This window comes from Methylophaga sp. OBS1 (assembly GCF_026319365.1).
In genome coordinates, this window is sequence record NZ_JAPDMS010000007.1 from 26,007 (window position 1) to 42,127 (window position 16,121).

At 49.8% G+C, this 16,121-nt stretch carries 16 protein-coding genes; 15 read left to right on the plus strand and 1 reads right to left on the minus strand.

Translation table 11 applies throughout. From position 1 onward, the window contains the following. Nucleotides 1–3 precede the first annotated feature (3 nt). The 6 genes from OMQ46_RS15820 to OMQ46_RS15845 all read left to right on the plus strand — a co-directional run bounded on the left by OMQ46_RS15820 (nucleotide 4) and on the right by OMQ46_RS15845 (nucleotide 7,153). Nucleotides 4–990 (plus strand): MucB/RseB C-terminal domain-containing protein, encoded by a 987-nt coding sequence (locus OMQ46_RS15820; protein ID WP_266238454.1) that lies wholly within the window; start codon nucleotides 4–6, stop codon nucleotides 988–990. After that, nucleotides 987–1,412, plus strand: coding sequence for a SoxR reducing system RseC family protein (locus OMQ46_RS15825; protein ID WP_266238456.1), 426 nt, complete (start codon nucleotides 987–989; stop codon nucleotides 1,410–1,412). The genes OMQ46_RS15820 and OMQ46_RS15825 overlap by 4 nt, the downstream gene beginning before the upstream one ends. Further along, entirely contained in the window at nucleotides 1,409–2,839 is a 1,431-nt protein-coding gene (locus OMQ46_RS15830) for a DegQ family serine endoprotease (protein WP_266238457.1), read from the plus strand. The genes OMQ46_RS15825 and OMQ46_RS15830 overlap by 4 nt, the downstream gene beginning before the upstream one ends. 160 nt (nucleotides 2,840–2,999) lie before the next feature. After that, on the plus strand, nucleotides 3,000–3,701 hold the full coding sequence (locus OMQ46_RS15835) for a response regulator transcription factor (RefSeq protein ID WP_266238458.1): 702 nt from the start codon (nucleotides 3,000–3,002) through the stop codon (nucleotides 3,699–3,701). Further along, the gene (locus tag OMQ46_RS15840; protein WP_266238459.1) at nucleotides 3,698–5,038 is read left to right on the plus strand and encodes a sensor histidine kinase; all 1,341 of its coding nucleotides are present in this window, start codon (nucleotides 3,698–3,700) and stop codon (nucleotides 5,036–5,038) included. Before OMQ46_RS15835 ends, OMQ46_RS15840 begins: the two co-directional genes overlap by 4 nt. Nucleotides 5,039–5,164: 126 nt before the next feature. After that, nucleotides 5,165–7,153 (plus strand): TonB-dependent receptor domain-containing protein, encoded by a 1,989-nt coding sequence (locus OMQ46_RS15845; RefSeq protein WP_266238461.1) that lies wholly within the window; start codon nucleotides 5,165–5,167, stop codon nucleotides 7,151–7,153. 82 nt (nucleotides 7,154–7,235) lie between these two features. Here OMQ46_RS15845 and OMQ46_RS15850 read toward each other — a convergent pair whose 3' ends face one another. Continuing rightward, nucleotides 7,236–8,588, minus strand: a complete 1,353-nt coding sequence (locus tag OMQ46_RS15850; RefSeq protein WP_266238462.1) for an MATE family efflux transporter — start codon at nucleotides 8,586–8,588, stop codon at nucleotides 7,236–7,238. A gap of 246 nt (nucleotides 8,589–8,834) precedes the next feature. Between OMQ46_RS15850 and lepA the strand changes: the two genes are divergently transcribed. The 9 genes from lepA to cysM are packed head-to-tail and all read left to right on the plus strand — an operon-like array spanning nucleotide 8,835 to nucleotide 16,118. Further along, a complete protein-coding gene (gene lepA, locus OMQ46_RS15855; protein ID WP_266238463.1) occupies nucleotides 8,835–10,631 on the plus strand; it encodes a translation elongation factor 4 in 1,797 nt (598 codons plus the stop codon). 14 nt (nucleotides 10,632–10,645) lie between these two features. After that, a complete protein-coding gene (gene lepB / locus OMQ46_RS15860) occupies nucleotides 10,646–11,416 on the plus strand; it encodes a signal peptidase I (RefSeq protein WP_266238464.1) in 771 nt (256 codons plus the stop codon). A 10-nt stretch (nucleotides 11,417–11,426) separates the two neighbouring features. Then, nucleotides 11,427–11,807: a DUF4845 domain-containing protein gene (locus OMQ46_RS15865; RefSeq protein WP_266238465.1), complete on the plus strand. Its 381-nt coding sequence runs from the start codon at nucleotides 11,427–11,429 to the stop codon at nucleotides 11,805–11,807. Further along, nucleotides 11,804–12,487 carry a ribonuclease III gene (rnc, locus tag OMQ46_RS15870; protein ID WP_266238466.1) on the plus strand — a complete coding sequence of 228 codons (684 nt, stop codon included), beginning with the start codon at nucleotides 11,804–11,806 and terminating at the stop codon, nucleotides 12,485–12,487. Before OMQ46_RS15865 ends, rnc begins: the two co-directional genes overlap by 4 nt. After that, complete coding sequence (era, locus tag OMQ46_RS15875) at nucleotides 12,484–13,389, plus strand: GTPase Era (protein ID WP_266238467.1); 906 nt, start codon at nucleotides 12,484–12,486, stop codon at nucleotides 13,387–13,389. The genes rnc and era overlap by 4 nt, the downstream gene beginning before the upstream one ends. A 9-nt stretch (nucleotides 13,390–13,398) precedes the next feature. Continuing rightward, nucleotides 13,399–14,109, plus strand: coding sequence for a DNA repair protein RecO (gene recO, locus OMQ46_RS15880; RefSeq protein ID WP_266238468.1), 711 nt, complete (start codon nucleotides 13,399–13,401; stop codon nucleotides 14,107–14,109). Nucleotides 14,110–14,122: 13 nt separating this feature from the next. Then, on the plus strand, nucleotides 14,123–14,854 hold the full coding sequence (pdxJ, locus tag OMQ46_RS15885) for a pyridoxine 5'-phosphate synthase (RefSeq protein WP_266238469.1): 732 nt from the start codon (nucleotides 14,123–14,125) through the stop codon (nucleotides 14,852–14,854). Beyond that, nucleotides 14,851–15,237 carry a holo-ACP synthase gene (gene acpS, locus OMQ46_RS15890; RefSeq protein WP_266238471.1) on the plus strand — a complete coding sequence of 129 codons (387 nt, stop codon included), beginning with the start codon at nucleotides 14,851–14,853 and terminating at the stop codon, nucleotides 15,235–15,237. Before pdxJ ends, acpS begins: the two co-directional genes overlap by 4 nt. Continuing rightward, nucleotides 15,234–16,118 (plus strand): cysteine synthase CysM, encoded by an 885-nt coding sequence (gene cysM, locus OMQ46_RS15895; RefSeq protein WP_266238472.1) that lies wholly within the window; start codon nucleotides 15,234–15,236, stop codon nucleotides 16,116–16,118. The genes acpS and cysM overlap by 4 nt, the downstream gene beginning before the upstream one ends. The last annotated feature ends 3 nt before the right edge of the window (nucleotides 16,119–16,121 follow it).

The window sequence follows — 16,121 nt, forward strand, 5'->3', positions numbered from 1 at the left end:
GCTATGCGTTTCCTGCTTCATGTTCTGCTGGGTCTGAGTTTCAGTCTGCCGGCTGTTGTGTTAGCTGCAGATGATGACAAAGCACTCGAGATGCTGGAACGCATGACCGAGGCAGCCAAAACACTGACTTATGAAGGTGTTTTTGCCTACCAGTCCGGGAAAAATATGCAGTCGATTCGTATTTACCATCGTGCCGATGCGCGTGGTGAGCTGGAACGCCTCATTTCTCTTAACGGTGCCGCCCGTGAAGTGATACGCAGCAATGACATGGTGACCTGCATCAATCCCGAAGGTAAACAAGTCAATGTCAGCCGACGTCCACTGGGTCGCGGCTTTCCCAGTGACTTACCCAGAAGGCTGAATTCAGCGACGCCCTACTATGATGTCACCCTTGGAGAAACCGATCGCATAGCCGGTCGTAAAGCACATGAACTGGTGATTAGTCCTGAGGACAGCTACCGTTACGGTTACCGGTTGTGGGTCGATGCGGATACCTACCTTCTGCTGAAATCGGAGCTGGTTGGCGCCGATGGTGATGTGTTGGAAACGTTTACTTTCTCGTCAATAAATACAGATGTTCATATCCCTGAACACAAATTCGAATCACAAATGGCCGGTGAGGAAATGACATGGCACCGCAGCGAGCCGGAACAACCTCTCAACACGGCTAACCAGAGCCAGGTACACAACTGGCGGCCCGCGTGGTTGCCCGATGGCTTTTCGCAGGTGGCTTACCAGACTCGACTCCGCACTAATAACGGGGCCGATGTAGAGCAACGTGTGTACAGCGACGGGTTGAGTTCGGTTTCGATCTTTATCGAGAAAATCCGTGCCCGTCACAGCCACCTGCATGGTGGTTCTCATGTTGGCGCTATCAACGCGTTCGGCACAATCATGCAAGCCCATTTTGTCACCGTCGTTGGTGAAGTCCCTGCTCAGACGGTGGAGAAAATCGGTAGCAGTATCACATTCGCGGATCCTCAGCAGTGATCGAACAGAAAGCCACTGTCATTGGTCGTGATGGCAGATTAGTTTGGGTTGAAGCGGAACGGCAATCTACCTGCGGACAGTGTCAGGCCAGGAAAGGTTGTGGCACAGGAATGCTGGCCAAGCATGTTGGTCAGCGATTTTCGCGGCTTGCAGTCAACACGGACCTCGACCTCAAAGTGGGGCAACAAGTGATGGTCTCGATACCCGAACAGGCATTGCTCAGCGGTGCAGTCCTTATGTACCTGATGCCACTTACAGGCCTGTTCACAGCGGCAGTCTTGGTAAGAATGCTGGGTGCAGGGGAACTGGCCCAAATTACGGCTGGTCTACTAGGACTGTGTGTCGGCTTTTTCTGGGTCAAACATAAGATGACAGATAAGAATCCCGGCATCCGTGTTCAAACAATAGAGGAATACCAATGAGATATACCAAAACCTGGACAGCAATCATGATGCTGACGGCTTGGTTGATGCTGAGCTTCAATGTGCAAGCTCGTGCCTTGCCGGAATTCACCGAACTGGTAGCTGAAAACGGCGACGCTGTCGTTAATATCAGCACACGTAACAAAGTGGATCAGACGGCGAGCTCGATGTTGCCTCCGGGTATGGAAATTCCTGAAGGCTCTGGCATTGATGAATTCTTTAAAAAGTTCTTTGACGGTATGCCAGGCATGCCTCCCGGCGGTATGCCATCGCCCAGAGAGAGCGAATCGCTGGGCTCAGGCTTCGTGCTGTCGGAGGATGGTTTCATTCTGACTAATCACCATGTTATCAGAGATGCCGAGGAAATTATTGTACGTTTCAGTGATCGTACCGAGCTGGAAGCTGAATTATTAGGTAGCGATGAGCGGAGCGACGTGGCGCTGCTAAAAGTCGACGCGAAAGGGTTAAAAGCCGTCAAGCTGGGTGATTCCAATGCGCTGCAGGTAGGTGAATGGGTACTGGCCATTGGCTCACCATTCGGCTTCGATTATTCCGCCACTGCGGGTATCGTCAGCGCCCTTGGTCGAAGCCTGCCAAGTGACAGCTATGTCCCTTTCATCCAGACTGACGTCGCCATCAATCCAGGTAATTCTGGTGGTCCACTCTTTAACCTGGACGGGGAAGTCATCGGGATCAATTCACAAATCTACAGCCGCACTGGTGGCTTTATGGGTGTGTCATTTGCCATTCCCATTGATACAGTGATGAATGTCGTGGCACAGATTAAAGATCAGGGTTATGTCAGCCGCGGCTGGCTGGGTGTCGTTATTCAGGATGTCACGCGAGAACTGGCTGAATCCTTTGGTCTCGACAAGCCGAAAGGTGCGTTAGTGTCGCGGGTAGTTTCAGACAGCCCGGCAGCAGAAGCAGGCTTCAAAGCCGGCGATGTCATCCTTAAATTCGATGGCAAAGAAGTCGAAACCTCGTCTGACTTGCCTCCTATTGTCGGTCGAACCATGGTGGGTAAGGAAGTCAACGTCATTGTTATGCGTGATAACAAACGCACCACCCTGGGCGTGACCATCGAAGAGTTGCCTGAAGATGAGGAACTCGCTGCTTCTGGTAGCAAGCCCGGTCGTTTTGTTGCTGAAAATTTATCCATGGAAGTGGCTGAAATTCGCCCACAACAACGTGAAAAACTGGATGTTGAATCTGGTGGTGTTGTGGTGATGAAGGTTGAGAAAGGACCTGCGATAAACGCCGGTATCCGTCCGGGAGACGTCATCCTGACTATGAACAACGTCGAAATTGAAGACGCTCATCAATTCATTGAAGTGGCTAAGGATTTGCCCACTGGCAAACCTATCCCGGTTCTGGTTCAACGTTCAGGACAGTCCCAGTTTCTGGCACTGAAAATTGATAAATAACTAACGTTCTTTATCAACACGACAAAGCAGCTGATCGGTGATGCCGGTCAGCTGCTTTTTTTTTGCGGGAACGAGAGATTTTCAGCGACACTAAGTTTATTTTTATATTTAAAACTTATATCATTAATAAAAATCATTCGTATTAAAGTGTATTGCTGGAATGAACGAGTCAGATAACAAAGCGCACATATTGATTGTTGAGGATGATGACAAACTCAACGACCAGTTAAAACAATTGCTGCAAGCCAAAGGGTTTGAAGTGAGTCAATCATTTGATGGCGAGCAGGGATTGTTGATGGCGCTGAGACAGAACTTCGACCTTGTGCTGCTGGATGTTTCCTTACCCAGAAAAAATGGTTATGCGGTACTCAAAGTCTTGAGGCAAAACAGAACCACACCAGTGATGATGATTACTGCCCATGGTGCAGAAGAAGAACGTATTACCGGCTTCCGTAACGGCGCGGATGATTACCTGGCAAAACCATTTAATCTGACTGAACTGTTGTTAAGAATCGAGGCGATACTCAGGCGTTCAAGGCCAGAGATTCAAACGGAGCCGGATCACACAAAACTGCTACGGTCAGGCCTTGAAGCAGACAAGAATAAGCATCAGGTCTTTTTCCATGGAAAAAAAGTCAGTTTCACCCCAATCCAATTCAAGCTTTTATGGACGCTGATGCAACATCCAAGTCAGACCCTGAGCAAGCCCACCTTATACCGGCTGGTATTGGAACGGGAATTTAGTCGCTACGATCGTAGCCTGGATATGCATATGAGTCGGGTAAGACGCAAACTGGCCGCTGCCGGAATGCCGCCAGACAGACTGCAGACAGTACATGGCACCGGTTATATGCTGCTATGAAGCGGCGACTGTTCTGGAAGCTCAGTGCGGTCATTGTCGCGGGCACTGTTTCCCTGTTTTGGCTGATACATACTCTGGTTAACAAAACAGAGCAGCATATGAGCTTCATCGACGAGGCGCATCAGCAAACATTGTATGACTATGCCGCTAAAGCCGAGCAACTTTACGTTCGTGGAGATGAAGCCGGGCTCGCTGAATGGCTGCAGACTATTCGTGAAAAGGAAAATACCTGGGTAGCGGTGGTTCAGCCACAAATCCAGACTCTGGCAGGCAGTCAATTGTCCCGGGATTTCAAGGAACGTTTTCGACTGGGACGCAGTATCGATTGGAAAATTCACCTCTACTTCAAAGCCAACCCGGTAATGGACGTGATTTTTGCCGATGGCAAAACACATTTTCTGATCACGCTTCCGCAGAGAATGCGACCCGGCACTTACTGGCAGCATGCCAACCTTTTACTCCAGCTTGCTTTGCCATTGCTTCTTATGGCTATCATTAGTGTTGTTATCTATCGCCATGTGATGTCGCCTTTGAGGCAATTGGAGAGAGCAACACAACAGTTTAGTCAGGGGAACTTCGATGTCCGACTCAGAAATAGTCTGGGCACACGCAATGATGAAATCACCGCCCTGGCTGAAACGTTCGATGGCATGGCAGAAAGGATTGGTAATCTGATCCAGAGTCAGCGTCATCTGACTTCGGATCTGTCACATGAGCTCAGGACACCGTTGACCCGCATTGAACTGGCGTTGAGCTGGGCTGAACAGAATACGCCGGATAGTGAGCCGCTCAAACGAATTCGGGAAGAGTGTCAGCAAATGCGACAAATGGTGGAGGATACGTTGAGTCTCGCCTGGTTGGAGAATGAGCAACCCATATTAAAAACCGATGAGCTGGATCTCACCGACCTGATAGACAGTATCGTTGAGGATGCCCGTTTTGAATTTCCCAACCATCACCTCTCGGTTGAATTACCAGAGCACGCGCCTCTCACTAACAGCAGTGACAGGGCGCTGGGGCACGCGATCGAAAATATCATCCGAAACGCCCTGACACATACAGCCGAAGCGGGAACAGTCACAGTGAGCCTGAGTAAGATGGATAAGTTTTATCTGATTCAAATTGATGATCAGGGGCCCGGCGTTGCTGAAAAATATCTGGAGGATATCTTCAATCCCTTTTTCCGACTTGGTCGCGCCAGTCGGCATCATTATCAGGGATTTGGTGTGGGCTTGTCATTGGCCAAGCGCCAGATCGAAGCAGTCGGGGGTAAATTAACCGCCAGTAATCTCAGCGCGAGAGGGCTCAGAATGACCATCAGATTACCAGCAGCATAGGAAACAGGTTCGCAGTTTACAGGTAATCATGGTGTAACAATTGTAAAAAACGTTTCATTTCAAATAACTGCTCATTAGAATGCGACCTTGTTGTATTTGATAATGATTATTATTAACGAGGTTGTTGTGAGTAAGAACTTGAAATCTATCAGTCGCCCGACTGTGCTTTCCGTTGCCCTGATGTCCGCTATCGCTACCCAGTCTGCACTGGCTGAAACTGTTCAGTTGGATAAGGTGCGGGTGACCGGTAACACGATTACCCCTGAACTCAACAGTGTTACCTCTGAACAAATTGAAAAAGTTCAGGCTAATGACCTAGAAGATTTATTCAGTCAGTCACCTGAAATATCAGTCGGCGGTGGTGCCGATATCGCTCAGAAACTTTATGTGCGTGGTATTGAAGATCAGTTGTTGAATATCAGTATTGATGGTGCGGTTCAGGCAACACGCTTATTTCACCATGCAGGACGTATCAGTATTGAGCCCGAACTCCTCAAACGAGTTGAGGTAAACGCCGGTTCTGGTAATGCCTTGTCAGGAGCTGGGGCATTGGGCGGTTCGGTTAAATTTGTCACGAAAGACCCTGAAGATATGCTGAAACCGGGTGAACAGTTTGGTGGCCTGGTCAAAGGTATGTTCTCCAGCAATACGGACTCATTCAAGACCAACACCAGTTTGTTTGGTCGCCTGAATGATGATTGGAGTGCGATGGTGTCGGCGACAAACTATAACGCAGATGCCTATGAAGATGGTGATGGTGATGAAGTAGTTGGCAGTAAGTTTGATCAGGATTTCCTTTTTGCCAAAGTCGTTGGCCACCTGACAGATAGCCAGACTGTACGCCTGAGTTATCAAAAACGAACTGATGAGGGTGAGAGACCTTTCCGGCCTCAGTGGGGTGTTTATTTACCCCGTAACCCCATTGTTCCTACAGATCTTCAACGTGAAACAGTGACGTTTAATTATGCCCTGAATCCAATTGGAAACCCCTATCTGGATATGGATCTGACTGTCTATCATATTGACTCTGAGCTTGATCGTAGCGGTGATTTCCGTCCCTATTTCGGGAGTGGTGAGAGTAAAGGGGTTGATTTGAGGAATACTTCCATACTGGGTCAGCATAAAGTGACTTATGGTGTGGATTATCGTGAGGATGAAACTCAGGCTGGTCCACCTACAGATAGGAGTAATCTTGAGGAAGATGTAAAAGTTAAAGGCGTTTACCTTCAGGATGATATTCAGATTACTGATGCACTGCTATTGAGTGCTGGGCTTAGATACGATGATTATGAGTTGGATGATGCGGATAATCAGAACTTTGATGAAGATGAAATCAGTCATAACGTCGGTATCAACTATCACTTTACCGATAACTGGAGTGCCTTTGCCTCATATGCAGAGTCATTTAAGGGCCCAACGTCCCAGGATGCGTACAAGTTGTTCGGTACTAATTCACCTGACCTGAAACCGGAAGATGCCGATAATACCGAGCTCGGTGTGGCTTATGAGTCCTCAACCTGGTTCGGCTCGGCAAAAGTCTATCGGTCAAATATCGATGATTTGATTGCTGATCCAATTGGTGATGGCGATTTAGATGGTACCGTTTTCACCAATGTTGGGGATCTTGAGTCTGATGGATACATTCTGGAAATTGGCCGTCGCTGGGAAAGATTGATGGGGCGTTTGAGTTATCACCATAACGATATAGAGATTGATGGTCGTGATGCGGGTGGCTATTCGACGAATGGTGTTGGTAACACGATTGGTGACAGCTTAGTAGCCACGTTGGATTATCAACTGAATTCACAATGGACCCTTGGCTGGAATGCTCAATTTGTAAAAGGAGAGGACAACGTTGATATTTATGCACCGGGTTGGGTACCTGATGGCGCTTCGATTGATAAGCCAGGGTACGGTGTCCATGATTTCTACGCGCAATGGCGCCCTTCGACGACAGAAGATGTCACTATTACACTGACAGTACGTAATGTCTTTGATAAGTATTATCTTGACCATGCGACTGTTGGTGATCTGACGGCATTCCCGGGTTATGAAATTAGTGGTTTTGCTGAGCCCGGCCGTGATGTAAGACTTGGGGTGGCATGGCAGTTTTAACTCGCTAGCAAAAAACTTCTATTGCATACTCAATGAGCCAGGCACGTTGTGCCTGGCTTTTTTATTTATCATTGAATGTTGTCTATGGCTTCTTACTCATTGAGCGGGAAGGTGAGTGGCGAAAGAATAACCACGCTGCCAGTATGAATGTCAGCCACTCGGCAATCGGCAATGCAATAAGAAACCGTGGCGGGGTCAAAAGCCAACTCAACAGCAGTAGTAATCCGACTGGCAGCACAAGCCCGCGTGACAGCGCAATCAACATGGATGGCCGTGGTTTTTGCATGGCGGTCAAATAAATCGACAGAATCACATTCAATCCATTGATTAAAAACAGCGGCCATACCAGGCTGATAAATATCATAGATAACTGGCGGCTTGCAGCAGAGCTGTCGCTGAGAAACAGCGCTGTCAACCACTGAGGTGAAACCAGTAATAGCGTGACCAGCGCCAGACTGATCAAAAGAACCATCCCCGAGGCAGCCGCAACAAACTGTAGTATGCGTTGCGGATTTGCAGCGCCATGATTGTGGCTGACCAGCAGATGCAGGGCGTCTGCTATACCGTAATAGAGCATGAGGCTGACGAAGATAAGGTAATTAATCACAGCAAAGGCAGCTATCCCATCCACATTGAGCTGCATCACCAGCGTCCAGTTAATGACCAGAATGACCAGTCCACCGGATATTTCATTGATGCACTCAGATAAACCATTAAAACTGATTTGTTTAAGTTCGCCCCACTGATTGGGCCAGGACCAGCTTAGTAAACGTTGGCGACGGGTAAAAAAGCACAGCAGAATCAGTAGCTGCAGACCCTGAGAAATCGCCGTCGCCATCGCTGCACCGGTTAACCCCATTTCAAACTGAATAATAAACAGGGCATCAAGCGCAATATTCATCAGAGCACCGATGACCAATGCACTCGTGGCAAGTCGTTGTCCGTTATCCTGGCGGATGAAGTAATAAAGCACCATGGTGAAAATCTGCACCACAACCACTGCACTGATAATGTGGAAGTAGGGCAGAATCAGTGATAACAACATTTCGGGCGTTCCCAACCAGCCGAGAATGGTTCCATCCAGTAGCAATGACAGCAGCATGAAACTGATGCCGATCAGCAGCACGGCAACCATACATTTGTTGAATACTGCCGAGGCTAACTTACTCTCACCCCGTCCCAGAAAATGACCGCAACGTACAGCTCCGCCTATGGCGAGCATCAGAGCCAAACCGAAAATCAATGACAAATATGGAATCAGCAGGTTAATCGCTGCCAATCCGTCGCTGCTGACAAAGCGACCGACAAAGATGGCATCGACGATAATGGCAGTAGTAATGGCGAGCAGGCCCAGTATTGACGGGAGTGCAAAGCGTAAAAACGTGGTGATTATCGGTCCGTTCAGGATCAGGAAGTTGGGAGGAACTGAGGACATTAACAGGCCTGGCTTGATGTCATAGAGTCGCTAAAGCTAAATAGTTCCATCCGTATGAGCAAGGTTTTTAGTCAAATGAACCGGAAAAGCAGCGTGGATCATGATCGTTTTGTCGCCGTTAAGTGCGTATAATAACTGGTCATTTGCTTAAATCGTGTCCCGAAGCCAGTGATTGCCAGCGCGCTTAGCGCGGTGCTGGCCCGTTCAATCTTGAGCGAGTGAGGGCACCCACAAAAACATAACTGAATGAATAATATACGTAACTTTTCTATCATCGCGCACATCGACCACGGTAAATCCACCATTGCGGATCGTTTTATTCAGATCTGCGGCGGTCTGACTGACCGTGAAATGCAGCAGCAAGTGCTGGATTCGATGGATATTGAGCGAGAACGCGGCATCACCATCAAAGCACAGAGCGTCTCGTTGGAGTATCAGGCCCGTGACGGAGAAACGTATCTGCTCAACTTTATCGATACGCCGGGCCACGTTGATTTTTCCTATGAAGTCTCGCGATCGCTGGCAGCCTGTGAAGGCGCTTTGCTGGTGGTTGATGCGGCACAGGGCGTGGAAGCGCAGAGTGTGGCCAATTGTTATACCGCGATTGACCTGGGTCTCGAAGTTCTGCCGGTCTTGAACAAAATCGATCTGCCCTCAGCGGAACCGGACCGCGTCGCGCAGGAGATTGAAGATATTATTGGCGTAGATGCGATGAGTGCGGTTCGCTGTAGTGCCAAGACCGGTCTCGGTATTGAGGATGTGCTGGAAGAACTGGTGGCAAAAGTTCCACCGCCCAAAGGCGACCCGGATGCACCCTTGAAAGCATTGATAATTGATTCCTGGTTTGACAGCTATGTCGGCGTGATCTCTTTAGTGCGTATCGTCGACGGCAGCCTTAAAACCAAGGATAAAATCCGTGTTATGTCGACTGGTCAGGAGTATCAGGTCGATCAGGTTGGCACTTTTACGCCTAAACGTACCCCCTGTCAGACATTGGATTGTGGTGATGTGGGCTATGTTATTTCCGGTGTGAAGGAAATTGATGGCGCCCCGGTTGGTGATACGCTGACCCATGCGCATCATGGTGCTGAAAAAATGCTGCCCGGTTTTAAAGAAGTCACGCCGCAGGTTTATGCCGGTATCTTCCCCGTCAGTAGTGATGATTACGAGAATTTCCGTGAAGCACTGGCCAAACTGCGTCTGAATGATGCCTCCCTGTTTTATGAGCCGGAAACTTCGCAGGCGCTGGGTTTTGGATTCCGCTGTGGTTTTCTGGGCCTGTTGCACATGGAAATCATCCAGGAGCGGCTTGAGCGCGAATACGATCTGGATCTGATTACCACAGCACCGACCGTTGTGTTTGAGGTGCTGAAGAAAAACGGTGAGGTGGTTAAAGTCGAAAATCCGGCTTCCCTACCGGATGTTGGCAGTATTGACGAAATCCGTGAACCTATTGTGGCGGCCGATATTCTGGTGCCACAGGAACATCTGGGTGCTGTTATTACCCTCTGTGCCGAAAAGCGTGGCGTACAGAAGCATATGCAGTTTATGGGCAAGCAGGTGGCTTTGAGCTATGAGTTGCCGATGAATGAAGTGGTGATTGATTTCTTCGACCGCATCAAATCGGTCAGCCGTGGTTATGCCTCTCTGGATTATCATTTCATCCGCTTTCAGCCGGCGGATCTGGTCAAACTGGATATTCTTATCAACAGTGAGAAAGTCGATGCCCTGTCGCTGATAGTACACAAAGACACCAGTGTCAGCCGTGGCCGCTTACTGGTCGAAAAGATGAAAGAGCTGATTCCCCGGCAGATGTTCGATGTGGCAATACAGGCGGCTATCGGGGGGCATATTATTGCTCGTTCCACTGTGAAGGCAATGCGTAAAAACGTCCTCGCCAAATGTTACGGCGGTGATGTCTCCCGTAAACGCAAGTTGCTTGAAAAGCAAAAAGCGGGTAAGAAACGAATGAAGTCCGTCGGCAAGGTCGATGTGCCGCAGGAGGCATTCCTGGCAGTGTTGCAGCTGTCCAAGAATTCATAAAAGGAGCATTTTGAGTGAGTTTTCCGGCATTGATGGTGTTACTGGTGGCCGTAACCGGTCTGATTTGGTTGATAGACAGGCTGTTCTGGGCACCCAAAAGAAACAAAGAAGAAGACGAACCCGTCGTGGTCGAATACGCCCGTTCTTTCTTCCCCATCATCCTGCTGGTACTGGTGATTCGTTCCTTTATTGCAGAACCTTTCCGGATTCCTTCCTCATCCATGTTGCCAACATTGCACATTGGTGACTTCATTCTGGTTAACAAGTTTTCATACGGTATTCGGCTGCCGGTGCTGCATACAAAGCTGTTTGATACGGGGGAGCCGGAGCGGGGCGATGTGGTCGTGTTTCGTTATCCTAAAAAGCCCGAAGACAAGGATAAGCCCGATATCGACTACATCAAGCGGGTAGTGGGGTTACCCGGCGATACGGTGGGTTATTTTGACAAAACCGTTTATCTCAACGGCAAGCCGATTGAGCAGGAAGTACTCAATCCGGCGGATATCATTCTGCCAAGCTATACAGAATTGCGTTTTGAGCATTTGACGGAAGATGGCCATATGATTCTGGTCGATACTGATAAACGCCCGTTGGAGGGTGAAATGGTTGTTCCCGAAGGACACTATTTCGTGATGGGCGATAATCGTGATAATAGTAATGACAGTCGTTACTGGGGCACCGTACCGGAACAAAATCTGGTCGGTAAAGCGTTCTTAATATGGATGAGTTGGGACTGGGATGCCGGCGGTATCATCTGGAGTCGCATCGGTCAGTCAATCGATTAAGGGGATAATCATGAAAAATCAACGTGGAATGACTTTGATTGGCTGGGTGATTGTGTTGGCATTAATCGCTTTCTTCGCGACTTTAGCCATGCGCTTGGTACCGATGTATCAGGAGTACTATGGTGTGCTCCAGATCATGAACGATATGGAAATTGAACTCAAAAACAATAACCTCACCAAAAATGAGGTCGAAACATTGTTGATGCGTCGTTTCAATATTGGTTATATCCAGAGCGTGGAAAAAGAAGACATTGAAATACTACGGGGCAAGAACTCTGCCTACATAACAAAAATCGTCATTGATTATGAGGTCAGGAAGCCCTTTGTTGCCCACATTGACCTGATCGGACATTTTAGAGAAGAAATTGATATAGAGCCCAAGCGACAATGATCACCCAGCGGCAAAAAGCCCTGTGCAAACAGTTACAAATTGAATTTAAAGATACCGGCCTACTGCTACAGGCACTGACTCACCGCAGTGCTGATCCTAAAAACAATGAGCGTCTTGAATATCTGGGCGATGCGATATTGAGCTTTGTGATTGCAGAAGAACTATTCAATCGTTTTCCGCAGGTTAAAGAAGGGAAACTCAGCAGACTGCGGGCGTCATTGGTCAAAGGTGAAACGCTTGCTGAAATTGCCCGTGAATTGAAAATTGGCGAGGTCCTAATCCTGGGGCCGGGTGAGCTCAAAAGTGGTGGTTTCCGTCGTGAATCGATACTGGCTGATGCGGTGGAAGCCATTATTGGTAGTCTCTACCTTGATCAGGGGCTGGATACCGTTAAAGCTTTGATTCTGAGGCTTTATGATGAAAGACTCGACAGCATTGATGTCACCGAAACGGTAAAAGATCCCAAAACCCGCCTGCAGGAACTGCTGCAGAGTCGCAAACAACCTTTGCCCATCTACAGCGTGCGCGAAATCAAAGGTGAGAACAAACAGCCTGTGTTTGAAGCATCCTGCCAGGTCACATTACTGGATAAAGTTGTTATGGCGCAGGGAAGCAGTCATCGCAAAGCCGAAAAAAAAGCGGCTGAACGTGCGCTCACATTAATAGAAAGTGCCTTATGACTGATACCCCATTCCGTTCCGGTTATGTTGCCATTATCGGTCGGCCCAATGTTGGAAAATCGACCCTGATCAACCGCGTGCTGGGGCAGAAGCTGTGCATCACTTCCCGCCGTCCACAAACAACCCGACATCGCATACTCGGGATTAAAACGACGGAACAGGGCCAGTTTATTTACGTCGACACCCCCGGTCTGCACAGCGATAACAAAAAAGCGATGAACCGCTATATGAACCGTGCCGCTGCCTCATCCATTGAAGATGTCGATGTTATTCTGTTTGTGGTGGAAGGCCTCAAGTGGACCGATGAAGATAAAAAAGTCCTTAAACGCCTGCAGCAGGATGCCCGGGCCCCGGTGATTCTGGTGTTGAATAAAGCTGACAAACTCAGCGATAAAGGCGCGTTACTGCCTCAGATTCAGGACTTGTCAGCACAATATGATTTCGCCGCAGTGGTGCCGATATCGGCCCGTAAAGGGATGAATACCGATGTACTGGAACAGGAAATCGCCAAGCTGATGCCGGCAGGGGAGATGATCTATGACGAAGACCAACTCACCGATCGTAGTTCCCGCTTTCTCGCCGCCGAAATCGTGCGCGAAAAATTATTCCGTTATCTGGGTAAGGAGTTACCTTATTCGCTGACGGTCGAAGTCGAACTGTTCGAAGACGATGGCGAGATGTTCCGCATCAGTGCTGTGGTCTATGTCGAGCGCAGTGGTCAAAAATCGATTGTCATCGGTAAAAATGGTGAACAGTTGAAATTGATCGGTCGTGAAGCCCGGCTGGAAATGGAGCAGCTGTTCGGCTGTAAAGTTTATCTGCAACTCTGGGTCAAGGTGCGTGAAGGCTGGTCCGATAACGAGCGAATGCTCAAGAACCTCGGCTACAAAGACGATCTTTAAAGCGTCGACGTGGAACTGACCGCTGCATTCGTGCTCCACCACCGGCCTTATCGCGAGACCAGTCTGCTGGTTGATGTACTCAGCCGGGAATACGGGCGGGTCAGCCTGGTTGCGCGGGGGCAGCGCCAGCAATCCAAACGCCGCCGCAATATGATGCAGTTGTTTCAACCCTTATGGCTAAGCTGGTATGGGCAGGGTGAGTTGCTAACCTTAACCCAGGTAGAGGCATCGGAAGCAGCGTATCGTCTCCTGGGCAATGCCAGCCTGTGTGGGCTTTATATGAATGAGCTACTCTACAAGTTGCTGCCCTTGCAGGAGCCGGAGCCGGAATTGTTCAATGCCTATCAACAGGCGCTGGTGGCCCTGCAGACTGACAATAGCCAACAACAACGCACCCTGCGCTTGTTTGAAAAGGCGCTGCTGAGTCAGTTGGGGTACGGATTACAACTCGAGGTTGACGTCGAAAGCGGCCAGCCACTGAAGGATGAATTGCAGTATGTCTACCAACCTGACAGTGGTCCTCGACTGCACCGTGGCGGCAGTGTCCCTGTGGTGTCCGGCAGGAGTCTGCGTCACCTGCGGGAAGAGCAGGGTTTTGATGAAGCCAGTCTGAAACAGATTAAAACGCTGATGCGGACAGTGATAAATTATTACCTGGGCGGCCGGCCATTACACAGTCGTGAGTTGTTCGCCGGAATCAAGCAGTTAAACAGCAAATAATAACGGGAGCTCCATGTCCATTTATTTAGGTGTCAACATCGACCATATTGCGACCCTGCGCCAGGCACGCGGTACGCGCTATCCGGATCCTATTCAGGCAGCGATTGAAGCTGAGCAGGCCGGTGCTGACAGCATTACTCTGCATCTGCGTGAAGATCGTCGTCATATCCAGGAACGTGATGTCGTCATGCTGGCCGATATTCTGCAGACCAAGATGAATCTGGAAATGGCCGTGACCGAAGAAATGCTGGCCATAGCGGAAAAATACCGTCCGGCTGATTGCTGCCTGGTGCCGGAAAAACGTGAAGAACTGACTACCGAAGGCGGTCTCGACGTCGCCGGTCAGTTTGACCGGATCAAGCATGCCTGCGAGCGATTGGCTGCTGCGAATGTGCGGGTATCGCTGTTTATTGACCCGGAGATCAGGCAGATTGAAGCCGCGCTGGCCTGCGGCGCACCGGTGGTGGAACTGCATACAGGGCGTTATGCCGATGCGGAAACCGATGCTGAGATGGCCAGAGAACTGGCGATTATCACCGAGGCGGCAGAACAGGCACATGCCCGGGGACTACAGGTTAATGCCGGCCATGGTCTGCATTACCACAACACCCAGGCTATCGCGGCGATCCCGCAACTGGTAGAGCTCAACATCGGTCACGCCATAGTGGCACGTTCGGTTTTTACCGGGTTCAAAGCCGCTGTGCGGGATATGAAACAATTGATGCAGGAAGCCCGCCGCGGATGATTGCGGGTATCGGTACTGATCTGGTCCACATCCCGCGAATGCAAAGCCTGCTGGATAAGCATGGTGATCGCATCGCTGAGCGGATTCTGAGTGAGACTGAGTTTGCCGAGTTTAAATTACAGTTGAAACCGGCTGCGTTTCTGGCCAAACGCTTTGCTGCCAAGGAAGCCGTGGCCAAAGCACTGGGGACCGGTTTTCGTGATGGACTGAGCCTGCGTCATATCGTGGTGCGCAATAATGCCCTGGGAAAACCGGAATTAAGCTTTGAAGCAGCGGGGCGTACCATGATGCTGGAGCATAACATCGGACAGGCACTATTGAGTCTCAGTGACGATCACGAATATGCCAGTGCCTACGTGATATTAATGGAAACAGGCAGATGACGGTATTTCCCACGATTGAATCCTCTATCGGCAATACGCCACTGGTGCGTTTGCAGCGAATGCCCGGCGACACCAGCAACACCATTCTGCTCAAGCTGGAAGGTAATAATCCGGCAGGTTCGGTCAAAGACCGGCCGGTCGACAGCATGATTCGTCAGGCACAGCAGCGTGGCGATATTCAACCCGGTGACACGTTGATTGAAGCGACCAGTGGCAATACCGGCATTGCGCTGGCCATGGTGGCCGCTATCCTGGGCTACCATATGATCCTGATCATGCCCGAAAACAGCAGCAGTGAGCGTCGTGCCACGATGCGGGCCTATGGTGCCGAGATTATTCTGACTGATGGCATGGAGTCGGCCCGGGACCTGGCACTGGAGTTATCGAAAGCCGGTAAAGGCAAAGTGCTCAATCAGTTTGCCAATGTCGATAATCCGCTGGCCCATTATCAGGGCACCGGCCCCGAAATCTGGCGTGACACGGAAGGCAAAGTCACTCACTTTGTCAGTTCAATGGGGACGACCGGCACGATTATGGGCGTGTCCCGTTACCTCAAAGAACAAAATCCCGGCATTCAGATCATTGGGGTGCAACCATCGGAAGGGGCCAGTATTCCCGGTATTCGTCGCTGGCCTCAGGCTTACCTGCCCGATATCTTTGAAGCTGACCGTGTCGATCAGACGCTGGATGTCAGTCAACAGGAAGCCGAGTGGACAATGCGGGAACTGGCGCGCCAGGAAGGCATTTTTGCCGGCGTGTCTTCCGGTGGGGCTCTGGCCGTCGCGTTGCGACTGTCCAAACAGCTGGAAAATGCAGTCATCGTCAGTATTGCCTGTGATCGTGGTGACCGTTATCTGTCAACCGGGGTCTTCCCCGCCTGATTT

Excerpts from the sequence above, each read along its gene's own strand:
- era (WP_266238467.1), top strand. The coding sequence starts at position 12,484 with ATGACTGATACCCCATTCCGTTCCGGTTATGTTGCCATTATCGGTCGG.
- lepA (WP_266238463.1), top strand. The coding sequence starts at position 8,835 with ATGAATAATATACGTAACTTTTCTATCATCGCGCACATCGACCACGGT.
- OMQ46_RS15865 (WP_266238465.1), top strand. The coding sequence starts at position 11,427 with ATGAAAAATCAACGTGGAATGACTTTGATTGGCTGGGTGATTGTGTTG.
- OMQ46_RS15840 (WP_266238459.1), top strand. The coding sequence starts at position 3,698 with ATGAAGCGGCGACTGTTCTGGAAGCTCAGTGCGGTCATTGTCGCGGGC.
- acpS (WP_266238471.1), top strand. The coding sequence starts at position 14,851 with ATGATTGCGGGTATCGGTACTGATCTGGTCCACATCCCGCGAATGCAA.
- OMQ46_RS15820 (WP_266238454.1), top strand. The coding sequence starts at position 4 with ATGCGTTTCCTGCTTCATGTTCTGCTGGGTCTGAGTTTCAGTCTGCCG.
- OMQ46_RS15850 (WP_266238462.1), bottom strand. The coding sequence starts at position 8,588 with ATGTCCTCAGTTCCTCCCAACTTCCTGATCCTGAACGGACCGATAATC.
- OMQ46_RS15830 (WP_266238457.1), top strand. The coding sequence starts at position 1,409 with ATGAGATATACCAAAACCTGGACAGCAATCATGATGCTGACGGCTTGG.
- rnc (WP_266238466.1), top strand. The coding sequence starts at position 11,804 with ATGATCACCCAGCGGCAAAAAGCCCTGTGCAAACAGTTACAAATTGAA.
- pdxJ (WP_266238469.1), top strand. The coding sequence starts at position 14,123 with ATGTCCATTTATTTAGGTGTCAACATCGACCATATTGCGACCCTGCGC.
- cysM (WP_266238472.1), top strand. The coding sequence starts at position 15,234 with ATGACGGTATTTCCCACGATTGAATCCTCTATCGGCAATACGCCACTG.
- OMQ46_RS15835 (WP_266238458.1), top strand. The coding sequence starts at position 3,000 with ATGAACGAGTCAGATAACAAAGCGCACATATTGATTGTTGAGGATGAT.